The organism is Agrobacterium sp. ST15.13.013 (assembly GCF_027956525.1).
GTDB classification, from domain to species: Bacteria; Pseudomonadota; Alphaproteobacteria; order Rhizobiales; family Rhizobiaceae; genus Agrobacterium; species Agrobacterium salinitolerans.
The window spans coordinates 86,368-105,225 of sequence record NZ_JAQKGP010000010.1; the positions used below are offsets into that span (position 1 = coordinate 86,368).

At 59.4% G+C, this 18,858-nt stretch carries 20 protein-coding genes; 8 read left to right on the forward strand and 12 right to left on the reverse strand.

Translation table 11 applies throughout. The annotated features are described in order from the left end of the window. Positions 1-156 precede the first annotated feature (156 nt). From PL597_RS12255 to rplS, 3 genes are all read right to left on the reverse strand, one after another. Complete coding sequence (locus PL597_RS12255; protein WP_271359386.1) at positions 157-1,470, reverse strand: HlyD family type I secretion periplasmic adaptor subunit; 1,314 nt, start codon at positions 1,468-1,470, stop codon at positions 157-159. Further along, positions 1,463-3,196: a type I secretion system permease/ATPase gene (locus tag PL597_RS12260; RefSeq protein WP_077985461.1), complete on the reverse strand. Its 1,734-nt coding sequence runs from the start codon at positions 3,194-3,196 to the stop codon at positions 1,463-1,465. Before PL597_RS12260 ends, PL597_RS12255 begins: the two co-directional genes overlap by 8 nt. A gap of 299 nt (positions 3,197-3,495) precedes the next feature. Then, positions 3,496-4,035, reverse strand: a complete 540-nt coding sequence (rplS, locus tag PL597_RS12265) for a 50S ribosomal protein L19 (protein WP_003520506.1) — start codon at positions 4,033-4,035, stop codon at positions 3,496-3,498. 265 nt (positions 4,036-4,300) lie between these two features. Between rplS and PL597_RS12270 the strand changes: the two genes are divergently transcribed. Next, positions 4,301-5,047, forward strand: a complete 747-nt coding sequence (locus tag PL597_RS12270; RefSeq protein ID WP_269825433.1) for a sulfite exporter TauE/SafE family protein — start codon at positions 4,301-4,303, stop codon at positions 5,045-5,047. On the opposite strand, the gene trmD is transcribed toward PL597_RS12270, so the two are convergent. The 5 genes from trmD to ffh form a co-directional block, all read right to left on the reverse strand. Further along, on the reverse strand, positions 5,029-5,727 hold the full coding sequence (gene trmD, locus PL597_RS12275; protein WP_137412300.1) for a tRNA (guanosine(37)-N1)-methyltransferase TrmD: 699 nt from the start codon (positions 5,725-5,727) through the stop codon (positions 5,029-5,031). The two genes, PL597_RS12270 and trmD, sit on opposite strands and share 19 nt — an antisense overlap. A gap of 3 nt (positions 5,728-5,730) precedes the next feature. After that, positions 5,731-6,297, reverse strand: coding sequence for a ribosome maturation factor RimM (gene rimM, locus PL597_RS12280; protein ID WP_173990296.1), 567 nt, complete (start codon positions 6,295-6,297; stop codon positions 5,731-5,733). Between the two features lie 120 nt (positions 6,298-6,417). Further along, positions 6,418-6,795, reverse strand: a complete 378-nt coding sequence (gene rpsP, locus PL597_RS12285) for a 30S ribosomal protein S16 (protein ID WP_003520510.1) — start codon at positions 6,793-6,795, stop codon at positions 6,418-6,420. Between the two features lie 33 nt (positions 6,796-6,828). Then, positions 6,829-7,146 (reverse strand): chorismate mutase, encoded by a 318-nt coding sequence (locus PL597_RS12290; protein ID WP_077985465.1) that lies wholly within the window; start codon positions 7,144-7,146, stop codon positions 6,829-6,831. Positions 7,147-7,155: 9 nt separating this feature from the next. After that, positions 7,156-8,727, reverse strand: coding sequence for a signal recognition particle protein (ffh, locus tag PL597_RS12295; RefSeq protein ID WP_137412297.1), 1,572 nt, complete (start codon positions 8,725-8,727; stop codon positions 7,156-7,158). A gap of 326 nt (positions 8,728-9,053) precedes the next feature. On the opposite strand from ffh, the gene PL597_RS12300 reads away from it, so the two are divergent. From PL597_RS12300 to PL597_RS12330, 7 genes are all read left to right on the forward strand, one after another. After that, a complete protein-coding gene (locus PL597_RS12300; RefSeq protein ID WP_191217212.1) occupies positions 9,054-10,124 on the forward strand; it encodes an MBL fold metallo-hydrolase in 1,071 nt (356 codons plus the stop codon). A gap of 122 nt (positions 10,125-10,246) precedes the next feature. Next, complete coding sequence (gene dapF, locus PL597_RS12305; protein WP_142912948.1) at positions 10,247-11,146, forward strand: diaminopimelate epimerase; 900 nt, start codon at positions 10,247-10,249, stop codon at positions 11,144-11,146. Further along, entirely contained in the window at positions 11,143-12,417 is a 1,275-nt protein-coding gene (mtaB, locus tag PL597_RS12310; protein WP_271365252.1) for a tRNA (N(6)-L-threonylcarbamoyladenosine(37)-C(2))-methylthiotransferase MtaB, read from the forward strand. The genes dapF and mtaB overlap by 4 nt, the downstream gene beginning before the upstream one ends. A gap of 32 nt (positions 12,418-12,449) precedes the next feature. Continuing rightward, positions 12,450-13,886, forward strand: a complete 1,437-nt coding sequence (gene ftsY, locus PL597_RS12315) for a signal recognition particle-docking protein FtsY (RefSeq protein WP_271365253.1) — start codon at positions 12,450-12,452, stop codon at positions 13,884-13,886. 2 nt (positions 13,887-13,888) lie between these two features. Beyond that, the gene (locus PL597_RS12320; protein WP_063951440.1) at positions 13,889-14,539 is read left to right on the forward strand and encodes a septation protein A; all 651 of its coding nucleotides are present in this window, start codon (positions 13,889-13,891) and stop codon (positions 14,537-14,539) included. After that, the gene (locus PL597_RS12325; RefSeq protein WP_142912951.1) at positions 14,536-15,132 is read left to right on the forward strand and encodes a DUF2585 domain-containing protein; all 597 of its coding nucleotides are present in this window, start codon (positions 14,536-14,538) and stop codon (positions 15,130-15,132) included. Before PL597_RS12320 ends, PL597_RS12325 begins: the two co-directional genes overlap by 4 nt. A gap of 119 nt (positions 15,133-15,251) precedes the next feature. Beyond that, the gene (locus tag PL597_RS12330) at positions 15,252-16,433 is read left to right on the forward strand and encodes a GGDEF domain-containing protein (protein ID WP_271365254.1); all 1,182 of its coding nucleotides are present in this window, start codon (positions 15,252-15,254) and stop codon (positions 16,431-16,433) included. Positions 16,434-16,452: 19 nt separating this feature from the next. On the opposite strand, the gene PL597_RS12335 is transcribed toward PL597_RS12330, so the two are convergent. From PL597_RS12335 to ccmB, 4 genes are all read right to left on the reverse strand, one after another. Next, on the reverse strand, positions 16,453-17,052 hold the full coding sequence (locus PL597_RS12335; RefSeq protein WP_271365255.1) for a DsbE family thiol:disulfide interchange protein: 600 nt from the start codon (positions 17,050-17,052) through the stop codon (positions 16,453-16,455). Beyond that, positions 17,049-17,222, reverse strand: a complete 174-nt coding sequence (ccmD, locus tag PL597_RS12340) for a heme exporter protein CcmD (RefSeq protein ID WP_006310865.1) — start codon at positions 17,220-17,222, stop codon at positions 17,049-17,051. Before ccmD ends, PL597_RS12335 begins: the two co-directional genes overlap by 4 nt. 4 nt (positions 17,223-17,226) lie before the next feature. Continuing rightward, positions 17,227-17,988: a heme ABC transporter permease gene (locus PL597_RS12345; protein WP_269825426.1), complete on the reverse strand. Its 762-nt coding sequence runs from the start codon at positions 17,986-17,988 to the stop codon at positions 17,227-17,229. 74 nt (positions 17,989-18,062) lie between these two features. Beyond that, on the reverse strand, positions 18,063-18,722 hold the full coding sequence (ccmB, locus tag PL597_RS12350) for a heme exporter protein CcmB (RefSeq protein WP_142912954.1): 660 nt from the start codon (positions 18,720-18,722) through the stop codon (positions 18,063-18,065). Positions 18,723-18,858: the final 136 nt, after the last annotated feature.

Genomic DNA, 18,858 nt, shown 5'->3' on the forward strand with positions numbered 1-18,858 from the left:
AATCGATGAATTGAAATTAAATTTGTAATAAATATTGCGGGTAATATTTAATACGTAAAAAATGATAATACAATATAAGAAATTGTTTTTTTGAATAAAGTGCGTCTTTAGCGTGTTGCGAAAATTCCTTTCGAAAAATTATGCAATGGAAACTGTTTATTCCTGTACGAAGGTCTTTTTGAGCCTGTCCTGGAACGGTTTTACAAAATAAGAAAGAACACTCCTTTCGCTGGTTTGTATGAATACTTCGGCCGGCATGCCGGGATATAGTTTCCCGCCGGGCAGATGACCCATTCCGGCCTTGTCGGGTTTGATACGCAGCGCGTAATAAGATGTGCCGGTCCGGGAATCCATCTGCAGGTCCGGGGCGACGACAGCAACTTGCGCGCTGAAATCCGGCGTCGTGCTTTGATTGAACGCCGTGAAACGAATGGTAACCGGCTGTCCGACGTAAATCTGATCGATGTCCCGTGGGGTTATATTGGCCTCGATGGCAAGCTCATCCTGCTCAGGCACCACCAGCATCAGCACTTCGCCCGGTTGAATGACACCGTTTATATTATGCACTGAAAGCTGGTAGACGCGGCCGGCGATCGGTGAGCGGATGTCAAGGCGATCCAGCTGATCGCGCGTTGCCGCCAGCCTCTCTTCATATTCCGCGACGGTCGCTTCGATCGATGTCAGATCTTTCGTGACTTCCGATTTCCGGTCTTCATCGAGCTGAAGCAATTGCAGGTCCAATTCGCTCAGCTTGCCCACCGTCTGTGCCCGGGCGGCGATGTATTGGCCCTGCTGGCCTTCGAGATTGGAAAGCTGGCGCTTGAGGAGATTGAGGCGCTGAAGCGTGACAAGCCCTTTTTTGAAGAGCTCGTCCGTCTTGGAAACATCTTCTTTGACGATGGTAAGCTCATTGTCCGTTGCCTGCACCTGCACCTCGAGGCCGCGAGCCTCGTCGGCGAGCTGATCCTTGCGAGTTGCCAGCTGCTTCTTCATGCCGATCAAGGCGTTGCGACGGCTGTTGAAGAGGTTCTGTTCGCTGTCGATAAAGGTTTTGGCCGCCTTGGAACTCGTCAGGGCCGCCAGATCTTCCTGCACGGTGAAAGACGTCGCCTCGGCAATTTCCGCACGCAGACGAGCCCGTCGCGTGTAAAGTTGCGCAAGCGTATTTTCAACGATCGAGAGGTTCGCCTGCACGACGGTCGCGCTCAGCCGCAACAGGATCTGACCGGCTTCTACCCTGTCACCTTCGGCGACATTTATCTCGCTGACGATGCCACCGGAAAGATGCTGGATCTTTTTGGAATTGCCTTCAACGACGACCCGGCCAGTGGCGACCACCGCACCGGCAAGCTTTGCAAAAGCAGCCCACCCGCCCAATCCGACCAACAGGCCGAGCGCCAGAACGACCACCGCGGTCGAGTGTTTGAGAATGGAGGCATTTGTCCTGCCGGTTTTTTCCGTCTCAACCATTTTCGCTCACCCGGTTTTCAATCTTGCGCGTCTCTTCCTCCTCAGGCACCTGGCGGATATTCTGCCGCAGTATTTGCGCGAGCACCTCCTCCTTCGTGCCAAAACGCAGCATCCGACCGTTGCTCATCACCATCACCAGATTGACGCTTTCAATCGCGCTGGGGCGATGGGCAATCACGACGACGATGCCGCCGCGCGCCCTGATGTCGCCAATGGCGTTGCGCAGGGCCGCTTCGCCTTCGCTGTCCAGATTGGAGTTCGGCTCATCGAGAAGAACGAAAAAAGGCTCGCCAAACAGGGCGCGGGCAAGGCCGATGCGCTGTTTTTGTCCGCCCGATAAAGCCTCGCCACGGTCGCCAATATAGGTATCGTAACCGTTGGGCAGGTTCAGGATCAGCTCATGCACCTGTGCGGCCTTGGCCGCGGCGACAACCGCTTCCGCTGTCGCATCGCGGTCGAAGCGCGCAATATTCTGCGCCACAGTCCCGGGCATCAGCTCCACCTGCTGGGGCATGTAGCCGACGGATTTGCCGAGAAACTCGAAATCCCACTGGTTGAGCGCGGCCCCATCGAAGCGGACGGAACCGCGTTCATAGGGCCAGATGCCGGTCATCAAGCGTGCCAACGTGGATTTGCCGGAGGCGCTTGGGCCGATGATGCCGAGACCATCGCCCGCGTTCAGCGTGAAGGAAATATCGGCAACCGTATCGCGCGCGCCGTTTGGCGGTCCACCGGTTACACGGTCAACCGCTACGGTATATTGCGGGCGGGGCAGGGAGAGCGGCGGCGAGGGTTCGGGCACCAGTTCCAGGAACTCGTTGACGCGTTTCCAGCCCTGTCTTGCGGTCATGAAGCTGCGCCAGTTCGCAATCGCATGTTCGACAGGGCCGAGCGCCTTTGCGGAGAGGATCGACCCTGCGATGATACTGCCCGCCGATGCATTGCCGTCGATGACAAGAACGGCGCCGATCGCCATGACGCCGGATTGCAGCAACAGTCGGAATGTTCGCGACATGGCGCCGAGCATGCCGGCCGTATCGGATGTCGACAGGGTGACGGCGCGATATCTGGAATGTAGCTCGTCCCACATGGATGTCACCGCCCCCATCATGCCCATGGTCTTGATGGATTCAATGTTGCGCTGGCTGCTGCCGACGAGGACGTTTCTTTGGCCTCGTGCAGTATAAGCCTGTTTTGTCGCCCTTTCGGTCAACCAATTAGTCAGAAGCGTCAGTACGATAAGAACCAAGGCGCCGCCGAGCACAGCAAACCCGATCCATGGATGCAGGGCGAAACAGATCAGCAGATAGATGGGCAGCCAGGGAATATCGAAAAAAGCCGCCGGACCTGGCCCGGAGAGAAACTGGCGGATCTGATCGAGATCGCCGACGATCTGCAGCCCATCGATCTTCCCCGAGGCAAGGAGCGGGGCAGTGATTGACGCCCTGAAAAGCTTCTGATTGAGCGCGTCGTCCATATTGTCCGAGATGCGCGCCAATATGCGTCCTCGCAGCGCGTCGAACCCCATCAGAAACGCGTAGAGAACGATCAGGAGAACGACCAGCGCCACAAGGGATGGAATGCTCTTGCTTGGCAAAATGCGGTCGTAAACTTCCAGCATGAAAAGCGAGCCGGAAAGATTAAGAACATTCATCAACGCGCTGGCGAGACCAACGGCGAAAAAAGCGGACTTATTTTTTGTTAAAAAAGAATTAAATAAAAACATAATAACACCTGAAACGGCTAGAAAATTGCACAATAAATGCAATTAGGCAATGCTGTTCGAAGATTGGCTAAAACAGTTTTGCGGGAAATCAGGTCAGCATTTGTTGCCGGTCGAAATCTGCCGGATCTTTCGGCGAAGCAAATGACTGAAAGAACGTCGGTATTCTCTCTGGCCAGCCAATGCTTGCCAAACGCGGCTTTCAAGCGGCATTTTCCTCGCATGGCTTGTTGCGCTACATCAGCGCAACAAAAAAGGCGGCCCGAAGGCCGCCTTTTGATCAATCCATCGAAATGGAAATCTTATTCCGCTGCGGTTTCAGCAGCCTTTGCTGCTTCTTCCGCTGCCTTGGCTTCTGCGGCTTCGGCTGCTGCCTTTTCTGCGGCGAGAGCCTGAGCTGCTGCTACCTTTTCGGCTTCCAGACGCGCCTTCTCGTCGGCAAGCGCCTGACGCTCGGACTCGTTCAGCTTGCGGGCGCGCGTACCGGTGTTTTCAACGATACGGGCAGCTTTACCGCGACGGTCGCGCAGGTAGTAGAGCTTCGCGCGGCGAACCTTACCGCGGCGAACGACTTCAACGCCTTCGACCAGCGGGGAGTAGATCGGGAATACGCGCTCGACGCCTTCGCCGTAGGAAATCTTGCGAACGGTGAAGCTTTCGGAAAGACCGCCGCCGGAACGGGCGATGCAAACGCCTTCGTAAGCCTGTACGCGGGTACGGTTACCTTCGGTAACGCGCACGTTGACGCGCAGGGTGTCGCCCGGAGAAAACTCGGGCAGGGTGCGCTTTGCTTCGATCTTGGCGGCCTGTTCGGCTTCCAGCTGCTGAATGATATTGGTCATGTTAACCTCTGATTTCTTCTGAAACAGCCAGAGCGCTCAACGGTTCGTCTGTCGGTCAATGCCTTCAGACCATGCCTTGCGGCAGGAGCGGGTTCGCCATTCTTTGCTTTCGGCTGGGATATTTCCCATTTCCACGCGGGCACATACACGAGGCAGCGCCGTTTGTCATCCCTTTCATGACAATATTTTATCAATTACGCGCCGCGTTCCGGCAGTTGCGAAGCAGCGCGCTGGCGGATATGGCATGGGAACCTTGGGAGGGGCTATGTCCGTATTCGTTATTCTCATGCTGTTCGCCACCGGCTTTCTGTCGGGTGTCGTCAATGCCATTGCCGGTGGCGGCACTTTTTTGACCTTCGGCGCGATGACGCTGGCCGGCCTGCCGCCGATCGTCGCCAACGCCACGTCAGCCATCGTGCAGTTTCCGGGCTACGTCACCTCTGTCATCGCCTATGGGCCTGAAATTCGCGCCCATTGGCGCGAGGCAATCCTTCTGTCTGCCGTTTCAGTCGTCGGCGGGCTGGCCGGATCGCTTCTGCTTTTGTCGCTCGACAATCCTTCCTTCCGCCAGCTTGTGCCATGGCTACTTCTCGCTGCAACCACCGTTTTCGCTGCCGGCCCGTGGCTGAGGCCAAAAGCGAGCGTCGAACGTTCGCCCGGCAATCTGCCGAGCCTCATTTTCCAGGGACTCGCTTCCGTCTATGGCGGTTTTTTTGGCGCTGGCATGGGCATCATGATGCTGGCCATTCTCGGAATAACCTCGGGAGGCAGCTATCATCATCTGAATGCGCTGAAAAACCTCTTGTCAGTCGTGATCGCCGTTATCGCAATCGCGATCTTCGTCAGCGGCGGCGTCGTTTCCTGGTGGGCGGCGCTCATCATGTTCCCCGCGGCCGCACTTGGCGGCTATGCGGGCGTGCATACGGCACGGCGGGTGCCGCAATGGATCATCCGCTGGCTGGTGATCGCCGTCGGGCTGGTGCTGACGGCCTATTATTTCGTTTCGGCCTGAGCCTTTACCAGAAGGTCCGGACGTCTTTCCTGCGTCAGCTTCAGCGCCTGTTCATGACGCCACCTGTCGATGACGGCGTGGTTGCCGGAAGTAAGAATGGCGGGGATGTCACGGCCTTCCCAGACCTGCGGGCGGGTATAATGCGGATGTTCCAGCAGTCCGCCCTCGAAGCTCTCATGAACACCGGAAAGATCGTTGCCCATAACGCCGGGCAGGATACGGACGACGGCGTCAAGAAGCGTCAACGCCGCCGGCTCACCGCCGGAGAGGATGTAATCGCCGATCGACACTTCCTCCAGCCCGCGCGCCTCTATCACCCGCTGGTCGACACCCTCGAAACGACCGCAGACGATAATCGCGCCCTCTCCGGCCGCCAGTTCACGCACACGGTTTTGCGACAGAGGCTTGCCGCGCGGGCTCATCAGTAGCCGCGGGCGTGTATCGCCATTGGAAACATGGTCGATGGCCGCCGCCAGAACGTCGGGTTTCAGCACCATGCCGGCGCCGCCGCCTGCCGGCGTGTCATCGACGCTTCTGTGTTTGTCGGTGGCAAATTCGCGGATCTGCACGGCGTCCAGTGACCATTGCCCCCGCTCCAGCGCCTTGCCCGCCAGCGAATATCCGAGATGTCCCGGAAACATTTCCGGGTAGAGCGTCAGAACGGTAGCCTTGAAGGTCATGGTTTATTTCTTGCCGAAAGGCGATACGCCGGTTTCGTCCTTGTCATCGGGGTTGTCGATCAGTCCGGCGGCCATCGGATCGATGAGAATGCGACCGGCTTCGAGGTCGATTTCCAGCACGGCTGCTTCCGAAAAGGGAATGAGGGCAGGGCGTCGGCCTGCACCTTTCAGCTCCAGCAGGTCACCTGCGCCGAAATCATAGACGGCGCTGACGGCGCCATAACTTCTGCCCTCCGCATCGACGGCTTCCAGCCCTTCGAGATCGGCATAATAAAACTCGTCATCGTCAAGCTCGTCGTCAGGCAGATTGTCGCGGTCGATGAAGAGTTCCAGACCGTTCAAGCTCTCCGCCGCATTGCGGTCGTTGATGCCTCTGAAGCGGACGACGACGACATTCTTGCCCTCGCGCAATTCCAGAATCTCGAAGACGCGACCATCGGCGGTAACCAGATTGCCATAATCGCCCAGCGCCATGGGGTCGTCCGTATAGGTACTGACACGGACTTCGCCGCGCAGGCCCTGTGCGCCGCCGATTTTTGCCATGAGTATCGGGTTTTCCAGCTTTGCCATCGGGCCGTCCGTCTTCTGGTGTTGGTTGCGTCAGCTTTAAGGTTTGTTGACGCCAAAATAAACAAAAAACGGGCGGCATGGAAAACCACACCACCCGTTCTTCAAAAGTTTCCGTGCAGATTATTCTGCAGCAGAGGCTTCCGCAGCAGCAGCGGCTGCATCTTCAGCCTTCTGCTTCTTTTCAGCGATACGCTCGAGAGCGCGCTTGCCCGGCTTTGCCTTTTCCGGGTTGCTGCGAGCGGCGCGCTCGGCAAGGCCGGCTTCAGCGAGGAAGCGCAGAACGCGGTCGGTCGGCTGTGCGCCCTTGGCGATCCATTCCTTGATGAGGTCAGCCTTCAGCTCAACGCGCTGCGGGTTGTCCTTGCCGAGCATCGGGTTCCAGGAACCGACCTTCTCGAGGAAACGGCCGTCGCGGGGCGAACGGGCGTCAGCAACGACGATCTGGTAGTACGGGCGCTTCTTGGAGCCACCGCGTGCGAGACGAATTTTAAGTGCCATGTTATATACTCCTTAGGATGGCTTGTCCGCCGTTCAGGCGGTCTTGTCGAGGCCGCCATGTTCGGCGGCGATTGCTTCATGATGCCGGATGACTTCCTTGATGATGAAGTTCAGGAACTTCTCGGCGAAATCCGGATCCAGATTGGCGTCCTTCGCAAGACGGCGAAGGCGTTCGATCTGGTATTCCTCGCGCGCCGGATCAGCCGGCGGCAAACTGTATTTTGCCTTCAATACGCCCACCGCCTTGGTGCAGCGAAACCGTTCGGCAAGAATGTGAACCAGCGCGGCATCGATATTGTCGATCGACTGGCGGTATTCGGAAAGCTGGGCTTTCACCTCTACATCGTTCACCGGTGTGCCTCACTTCTTCTTCGGAAAACCGGGAAGCCCCGGCATGCCGCCGAGACCTGGAAGCTTTGCGCCGCCAAGACCTGGCAATCCCCCAGGTAGCCCGCCAAGACCGGGCATCGCGCCCGGCTTGCCGAGACCGGCGGCTTCCGCCTGCTTCTGGAGCGCTTCAAGCTGCTTCGGATCGATGTTGGACAAATCAGGCATGCCGCCGCCCATCATGCCACCGAGGCCCATCTTGCCGGCAAGGCCGCCCATCATCTGCTTCATGATGCCGCCTTTGCCCTTGCCGCCCATGGCCTTCATCATGTCGGCCATGCCGCGATGCATTTTCAGGAGCTTGTTGATTTCGGCGGCATCGGTGCCGGAACCGGCGGCGATGCGCTTCTTGCGGCTGTGTTTCAGAATATCCGGATTGGCGCGCTCGGCCTTGGTCATGGACGAGATGATGGCGATCTGGCGGTCGAACATCTTGTCGTTCATGCCGGCCGAAGCCATCTTGTCCTTCATGCCGGCCATGCCGGGCATAAGACCCATGATGCCGCCCATGCCGCCCATCTTCTTCATCTGGGCAAGCTGGTCGGCGAGATCGTTGAGGTCGAATTTGCCCTTGGCCATCTTCTCGGCCATGGCGCGGGCTTTTTCCGCATCGATGTTTTCGGCGGCCTTCTCGACCAGCGAGACGATGTCGCCCATGCCGAGAATACGGTCGGCGATACGGCGCGGATGGAACTCATCGAGTTCGTTCATGCGCTCGCCGATACCGATGAGCTTGATCGGCTTGCCGGTGACGGCGCGCATGGAGAGGGCAGCACCACCGCGACCGTCACCATCCATACGGGTAAGAACGAGGCCGGTTATGCCGACGCGCTCATCGAAGTTGCGCGCCAGATTGACGGCGTCCTGACCGGTCAGCGAATCCGCGACCAGCAGGATTTCGTGCGGGTTGGACTTCTTCTTGATGTCGGCCATTTCCAGCATCAAGGGTTCGTCGATATGGGTGCGGCCGGCGGTGTCGAGAATGACAACGTCGTGGCCGCCAAGCTTTGCGGCCTGCACGGCGCGCGCGGCAATATCCGTCGGCGACTGGCCGGCGATGATAGGCAGCGTGTCGACACCGGTCTGGACGCCCAGCTGGCGCAGCTGTTCCTGTGCGGCCGGACGACGCGTGTCGAGAGATGCCATCAGCACCTTCTTCTTGTCGCGGTCGGTCAGGCGCTTGGCGATCTTGCCGGTGGTCGTGGTTTTACCCGAACCCTGCAGACCCACCATCATGATGACAACGGGGGCGGGGGCGTGAAGGTCGATGGAAACGCCTTCGGTGCCCAGCATCTCGACCAGCTCGTCATGCACGATCTTGACGACCATCTGGCCGGGCTTGATGGATTTCAGGACGGCGGCGCCAACAGCCTTTTCACGCACCCTGTCGGTGAAGGAGCGCACGACTTCCAGCGCCACGTCCGCTTCCAGAAGCGCACGGCGAACCTCGCGCAGGGCGGCGGCAACATCGGCTTCCGTCAGCGCGCCACGGCCGGTCAGTCCATTCAGAATGGAACCAAGGCGGTCCTGGAGGTTTTCAAACATCGTTTCTTCCTTCTTCGTTCCGGGGTCTCCGAAACGTCGGTGCTTTCGCTGGCAAAAACAAGACGCAAAGCCAAAAAGCACCCGAGGGCGCATCGCGCTGTCGGGTGTTGACCTCCGGGATCTCTTTATACCTTTTCGGGTCCCGGTCGGCGGCTTGGAGTCGTGAAACTGCCAGCTGATGGGCGGGATAAACAGGAAAGTGCGGGAAAAGTCAAGGCGGCGGCGGGATTCAGCCGCGAAAGCGCTGATTTCATCTTTGCGTGATCTTCAGCAGGCCATGATGGGTCCTCCTTGAAGGCTGCTTCTTCGCCACCTATACATTTCTCATGAACCGTCGAAAATTTTTCCGTTTTTCCGCTGTTGGTCTGCTCGCTCTGGCAGGCGGCGGCCTTTATGCCCGCCGTTCGAGCGCCAGCGCCTATTACAGCGGCCCTATCTCCGATCATTTCGACGGGATACGCTTTTTCAATCCTGGCGGCACGCCGCCCGGCAACTTCATGGGCCTTTTGAAGTGGCGCTTCAATGGCGAGCGCTCCACATGGCCGGAAAGCTACCCCAGCCCCTTTCCCTTCGCGAAGCCGGAAGCACGGATCGAAGGCAAAGACATGCGCGTCACTTTTGTCGGCCATGCCTCGTTTCTCATCCAGACGGCGGGTTTGAATATTCTCATCGATCCGGTGTGGTCGCAGCGCACGAGCCCATTCAGCTTTGCCGGTCCCAAGCGGGTCAACCCGCCCGGCATCCGTTTCGAGGATCTGCCGCCCATCGATCTGGTGCTGGTGACGCATAATCACTACGACCATCTGGATATGGAAACGCTGAAGCGCCTGCATGTGGCGCACAAGCCGCTTTTCATCACGCCGCTTGGCAATGACGCCATCATCCGCACCGGTGTCGAGGCGGCCCGTATAGAGGTGGGGGACTGGGGCGATGTGATCGATGCCAGTGCGGTGAAAATTCACTTTGAGCCTTGCCACCACTGGTCGGCGCGCGGCCTGAATGACCGGCGGATGGCGCTCTGGGCGGCTTTCGTCATCGAAACGCCTGGCGGCAAGATTTACCATATCGGCGATACCGGCTTCCATGAGGGACTCAACTATCACGCCGCGCGCAAGAAGCATGGCGAGTTCCGCCTCGCCAACCTGCCCTTCGGCGCTTACGAGCCGCGCTGGTTCATGAAGGGCCAGCACCAGAACCCGGCGGAAGCCGTGGAAGGCATGAAGCTTTGCGGTGCGGCGCATGTCTGCGGCCACCATTGGGGTACGGTACAACTCACCGATGAGGCGGTGGATGCGCCGCTTGTGGCCCTCAAGGCAGCGCTGACGGAGCAGGGAGTGGAGGAAAGCCGTTTCCGGCCGATGCGCCCGGGTGAGGTTTTCGACGTGCCTTCCGCCTGACGGCCGCCCCGTTTGCGCCGCAACAGTCTGGTAATTTCCCGTCCTTTCCGCCATATAGGGCGAAAGCGCGGGAAAATCCCGCATGCAACCCGGTTTTCAGGCAGTTTTCAGGTTTTAAGGCGATGGCGGACACGGTCGAATTTGCGAAGATGAACGGGCTTGGCAACAAGATCCTCGTTGTCGATATGCGCGGCCGCAAAGATATGGTGACGCCTGATGCGGCAATCGCCCTCAATTCCGATCCCGCCACGCAGTTCGACCAGATCATGGCGATCCATGATCCGCGTGTCGGCGGCACGGATGCTTATATCGATATCCTCAATTGCGATGGCACCAAGGCGCAGGCTTGCGGCAACGGCACGCGCTGCGTGGTGCAGGCGCTGTCTTCCGAAACCGGCAGGACCAGCTTCACCTTCCAAACTGTCGCCGGCATTCTGAATGCCGTCGAGCATGAAGATGGCATGATTTCGGTCGATATGGGTCAGCCCAGATTCCGCTGGAGCGACATTCCACTGTCTGAGGAGTTCCACGATACCAGTCGCATCGAATTGCAGATCGGGCCGATCGATGCGCCGGTCCTGCATTCGCCGGCCGTCATGTCCATGGGCAATCCGCATGCGATTTTTTGGGTGGATCGCGATCCGATGACGTTTGATCTCGAACGTTTCGGGCCGCTTCTCGAAAATCACCCGATGTTTCCGGAAAAGGCCAATATCACGCTGGCGCAGGTCATTTCCGACAGCGCGCTTCGCACCCGCACCTGGGAGCGCGGCGCCGGGCTGACGCTTGCCTGCGGTTCGGCCGCCTGCGCGTCGGCCGTTTCCGCTGCCCGTACCGGCCGCACCAGCCGAAAGGTCACCATCGATGTCGCCTCCAGCCCCATCCGCGTGCCGCTGACCATCGACTGGCGTGAGGATAACCACGTCATCATGACCGGCCCGGCCGAATGGGAATGGTCCGGTTCCGTCGATCCCGTCACGGGCGTCTGGGCGCGGGATGCGGTCGAGCGGGGGGCTGTATGAGCGGCGTCGAGGTCATAACCTTCGGCTGTCGTCTCAACACCTATGAATCGGAAGTGATGCGGGCGGAGGCCGAAAAGGCCGGGCTTAACAATGCCGTGCTGGTCAATACCTGCGCCGTGACGGGCGAGGCGGTGCGCCAGGCGCGCCAGGCCATCCGGCGTGCACGGCGCGACAATCCGCACGCGCGCATCATCGTTACCGGCTGCGCTGCCCAGACTGAAAAACAGACCTTTGCCGACATGCCCGAGGTGGATGCGGTGCTGGGCAATGAGGAAAAGCTGAAAAGCGCCTCCTATCGTGCGCTGCCCGATTTTGGCGTCTCAGCGGAAGAAAAGCTGCGCGTCAACGATATCATGAGCATCAAGGCGACCGCGCCGCAGATGGTGAAGCACATAGACGGGCACGTGCGCGCCTTCATTCAGGTGCAGAATGGCTGCGACCATCGCTGTACTTTTTGCATCATCCCCTATGGGCGCGGCAATTCGCGCTCCGTGCCGATGGGTGCGGTGGTGGATCAGGCCCGTCGGCTGACGGAGAGCGGTTATCGCGAAATCGTGCTGACCGGGGTGGATGCCACGAGCTATGGCGCGGACCTGCCGGGCGAGCCTTCCCTCGGTTATCTCGCCAAGACATTGCTGAAGCAGGTTCCGGACATCCTGCGGCTGCGGCTTTCCTCTATCGACAGTATCGAGGCCGACCGCCATCTGATGGATCTGATTGCCGACGAGCCGCGTTTCATGCCGCATCTGCACCTGTCACTCCAGCATGGCGACGACATGATTCTGAAACGCATGAAACGCCGCCATTTGCGGGCAGACGCCATTCGCTTCTGTCACGAGGTGCGGTCGCTTCGGCCGGATATCGCCTTTGGCGCGGATATGATCGCCGGTTTTCCGACAGAGACGGAAGACATGCTCGAAAACGCCGCGACGCTTGCGGAAGAATGCGGCATTTCCAGCCTGCATGTGTTTCCCTACAGCCCGCGAGCGGGTACGCCGGCGGCACGCATGCCGCAGCTTGACCGGGCTTTGGTGAAGGAGCGGGCGGCGAGGCTTCGGGAGCGCGGCGAGGCGCTGCGGTTTACGCATCTGCAAGGTATGGTCGGTTCGGCGCAGACGATCCTCGTTGAAAACAACGGTTTTGCCCATACCGACAATTTCACGCTGGTGGAGGCACCGCATCTTGCCCCGCGCACTCTTGCGCAGGTTTCGATTACCGGCCACAACGGCAAACATCTGAAGATGAAGCTTCTGGCGGCGGATGCGGCCTGAGGCGACACAAGAGAAAAGACACGGGAACGACCATGGCCCTCGGCTTCATCAAAAAAGTCTTTTCGTTCGGCAAGGACAAGGCCGAAACGGAAGAGCGGCCGCAAGAGGACGCCGCGCCTGAGCGCGACAATGAAAACGCTTCTTTCGAAGCGGCGCTAAGCGACGCCGAAGCGCATGGCCCTGTTGACAAGGACCCGGTTTCCGAACTGGAGATGGAGACGGCCGGCGGACCTGCCCCGGACGAGGCGACGGACGTGGTCCTTTCCGACGATGATGAGGAAGAGGACGCACCGCTTCTGCCCGGTGCCGAGCTTTCCGGCGATATGGGTGTAGTGCCGCTGTCGTTGCTACAGGCGGAAGCCGCCGCCGAAGAGCAGGTCGAATCTGCCCCGGAAGTAGCGGATGTCGTGTTGGATGCGGATGCGATGGATGCGCTGCTTGACGAGGCCGAAGCTGCGACCACCGCCCAGCCCGCCGCTATACCGCCAGCTCTACCGAAGGGTTTTTCGTCCGCCAGTGAGCGGGAGGAGCCTGCCCCTGCGGCACCGCAGGTAAAACTGACATGGTTTCAGCGCCTGCGGGCAGGGCTTGCCCGCACGTCGTCGCAGCTGACCACACAGATTTCGGCGCTCTTCACCAAACGCAAGCTGGATGAGGATACGCTCGACGAGCTGGAAGATCTTCTCATCCAGTCCGATCTCGGGGTCGAGACCGCCATGCGCATCACCGGCGCCCTGTCTTCGGAACGCTACGGCAAGGATGTCAGCGGCGAGGATGTGGCGCGCATCATGGCGGGCGAGATCACCAAGGTTCTGAAGCCGGTAGCCAAGCCGCTGGAGCTCGATCTGTCGCACAAGCCGCATGTCATCCTCGTCGTCGGTGTGAACGGTACGGGCAAGACGACGACCATCGGCAAGCTTGCCGCGAAGCTTTCCGGCTCGGGCCTCAACGTGATGCTGGCGGCCGGCGATACGTTCCGCGCGGCGGCGATCGAGCAGCTCAAGATTTGGGCGGACCGCACCGGCTCGCAGTTCATCGGCACCAAGCTCGGTGCGGATGCGGCCGGTCTTGCCTACGACGCTTATGAGCAGGCGCGGGCGCAGAAAAGCGATGTGCTCATCATCGATACGGCCGGCCGCCTGCAGAACAAGACGGAACTCATGGCGGAGCTGGAAAAGATCGTGCGCGTGCTCGGCAAGCTCGATCCGGATGCGCCGCATACCGTGTTGCAGACGCTGGATGCGACGACGGGACAGAACGCCATGAACCAGGTGGAGATATTCCGCAATGTGGCGGGTGTTTCGGGCCTGATTATGACAAAATTGGATGGCACGGCGCGGGGCGGTATCCTCGTCGCCATCGCCGCCAAACACAAGCTGCCGGTCTATTTCATCGGTGTGGGTGAAGGCGTTGAGGATCTGGAGCCCTTCGAGGCGGAAGATTTCGCCAAGGCCATTGCGGGAGTTTGAGTATGGATATTGAAAGCAATTCCAAGGAAAGCGAAAAGATGGTGGCGGAAATCAGTCCGCTCCTGAAATTCGTGCTCGAGCTTGGCCCGCTTGTCGTTTTCTTTTTCGCCAATTCGCGTGGCGAATGGCTTGCAACCACTTTTCCGGTCCTGACAGAGTTCGGTGGCCCGATTTTCATTGCCACCGGCCTGTTTATGATCGCGACGGCGATTGCGCTCTCCGTTTCCTGGGTCCTGACGCGCAAGCTGCCGATTATGCCGCTGATATCAGGCATCGTGGTGTTCGTTTTCGGTGCGCTGACATTGTGGTTGCAGAACGATACTTTCATCAAGATGAAGCCGACCATCGTCAACACGCTGTTTGGTGTCATTCTGCTGGGTGGCCTGTTCTTCGGGCAGTCTTTGCTGGGTTACGTCTTCAATTCCGCCTTCAAGCTGACGGATGAGGGTTGGCGCAAGCTGACGCTGCGCTGGGGCATCTTTTTCCTTTTTCTGGCGGTGCTGAACGAAGTTGTATGGCGAATGTTCTCTACAGACACCTGGGTGGCCTTTAAGGTCTGGGGCACCATGCCAATCACCATCATCTTCACCATGGCGCAGATGCCGCTCGTCATGCGCCATTCGGTCGAGCCGCTGAACAAGGACGAAAAATGACAGTTGCGGAGATGCCGGCTTCCCGTTCGCGTTCGCTCAAATGGTTCGGCGTGGCCGCCGGCCTGCTTCTCCTGCAAATCGTCATTCTCTACGCCATGGGCCGTATTCCGATCTGCGAATGCGGTTATGTGAAGCTGTTCGAGCCGGGTGTGAACACGCCGGGCAATTCCCAGCATCTGGCCGACTGGTATACGCCCTCGCATATCATTCACGGATTCCTGTTTTACTGGTTCGCGTGGCTGCTGTTCCGCAACAAACCGTTTTCCATGCGGCTTTCTTTCGCGGTTCTGGTGGAGGCGGCGTGGGAAATTCTCGAAAATTCGCCTATTATCATTGATCGTTACCGCACGGCGACCATGGCGCTGGGTTATACCGGCGACAGCATCCTGAATTCGGCGATGGATACGGTTTTCATGGCGCTGGGTTTCCTCTTTGCCGCGCGCGTGCCGGTGTGGCTGACAGTCCTGATCGCCATCTTCTTCGAGATTTTCACGGGCTGGCTGATCCGCGACAATCTCACGCTGAACGTGGTGATGCTGGTCTGGCCCGTCGAAGCGATCAAGGAATGGCAGAACGCGCTCCCGCAAATGTGAACGGGTTCGCCGGGATTTTGGCCTGAAAGGCCCAGAAACCGCGCGTTATATGCAGGCTTTTTTAAGGGCATTGCGGTAACGTCCGGCTTCAAAGGCCCGTTTCTTCCTGGCAGATCCCGTTGCAAGATAATTTCGCCTATCTTCTTCCCTTCATCATGCTGACATTCGGCGTGGTGTTTCTGTTCCTGCAGAGGATCGGCCACGCTTCGGCGCGCTATTGGGGTATCGGTTATCTCTCGGCGGCTTTTGGCTTCGCAACGCCTCTGGTGCTTGGCGGTCTGCCTTTCGAAGTCCAGGCGATCCTTTCGAACCTGTTGTTCTTCTCCGCCTTCTTCCTTTATGGCCACGCGCTGCTCACCCATTTCGAGCGGCCGCTTTATACCAAGGCGCGGCTGTCGATCGTGGCGGTGGCGGTATTGCTCGTTTCGTTCCATGTTTTCGTCACGCCTGATCTGAAACGCGAACTCGTTATCGGCGATGTCGTCTGCGCTCTGCTGCTCGCCTTTCCGGTCTGGCTCGTGCGCAAACGGCCCGTCGCGCTCGCTGACAGGCTGATGGTGGCCATCGCCTCGCTCGTGGTGCTGGAAACGCTGGTGCGTATCGGCATGCTGCTGGTGATGACGCCGGGTGGCTCGATGGTCGAGCTCAGCGAATTCTTCGAGTCGGACTATGCTTTTTACATGCAGCTCGCCGCCAGCATCTTCGGCTTTCTGCTGGCGTTGTCGGTGCTTGCGAGCCAGATTTCCGTCACCGTCGACCGTCACCAGCATGCGGCGGAACATGATCCGCTGACGGACGTGTTAAATCGCCGCGGCTTCGACCGGCGTGTTCCCGATTTCCGCAACGATACGCCTGACGGCGCGATCATCGCCTGTGACATAGACCACTTCAAGCGCATTAACGATGTCTACGGTCATGCGGCTGGCGATATCGTGCTCATCGGCCTTGCCGATCTCCTCAGGCGAAACGCGCCCGAGGATGCGCTGGTGGCGCGTTTCGGTGGTGAGGAATTCGTGGTCTTCCTGCCCGGGCAGACGGCTGCTGCGGCCGGCCAGCTTGCCAATGGCATGCGCACGGGTCTTTCGTCTCTCGACTGGCGCAACCGCGGCGTCACCAGCCAGATCACCGCAAGTTTCGGTGTCTCAGCCGTCGCGAGGGGAGACCATTCCATTCACGATGCCATCAAGCGGGCCGACGACAGTCTTTATGCCGCAAAGCGCGGCGGTCGCGATCAGGTCGTGCTGGAAGGCATACGTTTGCCTGCGGAAGGGCCTGCGCTCCGGGTCGTTGCCAAGGCGTGATATCCTTCTGGCGCGGCGGCTATTTTCCTGTCGCCGCTGCGATGGCCGGCAGCAGGTCACGTTCTATGCTGCGGGCATCGAAGGGACCGACCTTTTTATAAAGGATCGTGCCATCGGCGCCGACCAGGTAACTTTCGGGAATGCCATAAACACCCCAGTCAATTGCCGCCTTGCCGTTCGGATCGACGCCTATTGCGGCAAATGGATTACCGAGTTCGCCGAGGAAGCGCAGCGCATTGTCCGATTTGTCCTTGTAGTTGATGCCGACGACGGTGATGCGGTTATCCTTTGACAATTCCTGAAGCAGCGGGTGCTCCTGCCGGCAGGGAATGCACCAGGAAGCGAAGACATTGACCAGTGTCAGCTTGCCCTTGATAGCGGCATCGGTGAGCGCCGGAAGGTTCGAGCCCTCCAGTGGCGGCAGCGACAGGGCGGGGGCCTTGGTGCCGATGAGTGCGGAAGGAATGGCGCTGATATCCAGGCCATTCACGTCCTGATCGTAGAGCATCTTGCCGGCGACAAGGGCAAAACCACCAAACAGCAGAAGCGGTAGTAGCGCCAGCGCATAACGGCTGCGGCCCGTTGTTTTGGTCTTGGTGTTGTGGTCGGCCTGCGTCATTGCGCATCACCTGCGGAAGCGGCTCTCGCCCTGCGGCGCACGCCGGATGCTTCGAGTTGCTTCAGTTCCCGTTTGCGCGCCTGGCCGTCCACAACGACCCAGGCGATGAGACAGAGAACGACAAGGCCGGTCGCCGCATAGGACATGCCGATATAAAAGGCGTGTGTCATCACCTCAGCCCTCCCGGTTTGCCATGCGCGCGGCAAGCCGCCGCTGCGCGGCCACGCGCCGACGCCAGATTTCATTGCGCATGGCGGCGATGTGCAAGGTGAAGAACAGCAGCGTGAAACCGATCGCCATGGTCAGAAGCGGCCATAGAAATTCCGCATCGATGGCGGAACCACCCATGCGGATGACGCTTGCCGGCTGGTGCAGCGTATTCCACCACTCGACCGAAAATTTGATGATGGGGATATTCACGAAACCGACGAGGATCAGCACGGCGCTGACGCGGGCGGCTCTGGACGGATCGTCCATGGCGCGGTTGAGCGCGATCAGCCCCAGATACATCAGGAAAAGCACGAAGACGGAAGTCAGCCGCGCGTCCCACACCCACCAGGTTCCCCACATGGGTTTGCCCCAGAGCGAGCCGGTGACGAGCGCAATCAGCGTGAAGGCCGCGCCGATGGGGGCGGCGGCCTTGTGGCTGACATCCGCCAGCGGGTGACGCCAGACGAGGGTGCCGATTGCGGAGACCGCCATGACCGAATAACACATCATTGCGAGCCAGGCGGACGGCACGTGCACATACATGATGCGCACCGTGTAACCCTGCTGGTAATCGCCTTCGGTGGTAAAGGACAGATAAAGACCGGCGGCCAGCACCAGCGCCGTGAGCGCAGCGAGCCATGGCAAAATACGTGCCGCCAGCGCCAGAAACCGGGTGGGATTGGCGAGATCACTGAATTTGGTGATGGTGAAGGTCTGCTCGTTCATGCCGTTTGTGTAACCCGAGAATGGCCGCCCCGCAATTGATCCCTGTCAACACGGGATCGTGCATTGCAGTTTCGTCAATCCATAACATTGCGCAGCGCCAAAGCGGCGAAGAAAGGGCCGGTCACGGCTGAAAATAACGTGATCGCACACAGAATGAGGAATGGCGGCATGAAGGGCGCCGGTTCCTGCACTGCCGCATAGGAAGCGCTGACGCCGAAGATCAGCACGGGAATGGCGAGCGGCAGCACGAGGATGGAAACCAGAAGCCCCCCGCGCGGCAGGGCAACGGCAACTGCCGCGCCGACCGCACCGATGAAAGTGATTGCGGGTGAGCCGACCAGAAGCGTCAGCATCACGGCGCCGATAGCCACTTCGTCCATGTTCATAAAGAGGCCGAGCAAAGGGGAGGCAAGCACCAGCGGCAGACCGGTCGTGACCCAGTGCGCCAGGCATTTCACGAACACGGTCAGGACTAGCGGAGTTTCCTGCATCAAGATCAAATCGAGGGAGCCGTCATCCCGCTCGGCCTGGAACAGCCGGTCGAGGCCGAGAAGGGCGGACAGAAGCGCGCCGATCCAGACGATGGCCGGGCCGATGCGCGCGAGCAGGTTGAGATCAGGACCGACGCCGAAGGGGATGACGGCAACCACTGTCATGAAGAACAGCACGCCGATCAGCGCGCCGCCGCCGGCGCGAATGGAGAGTTTGATATCGCGGAGGAAGAGGGCGGTCATTGGGTAGGCCTGTGCGGGTGTGGTTTACGCCCCTCTCCCCTGCCGGGCATCTCCCCCTCAAGGGGGGAGATCGGCAAGACGCGATTTCGCCGCTCCATTCTCAAGCTTTCAGATGGACGAGAGCTCACCACGAGTC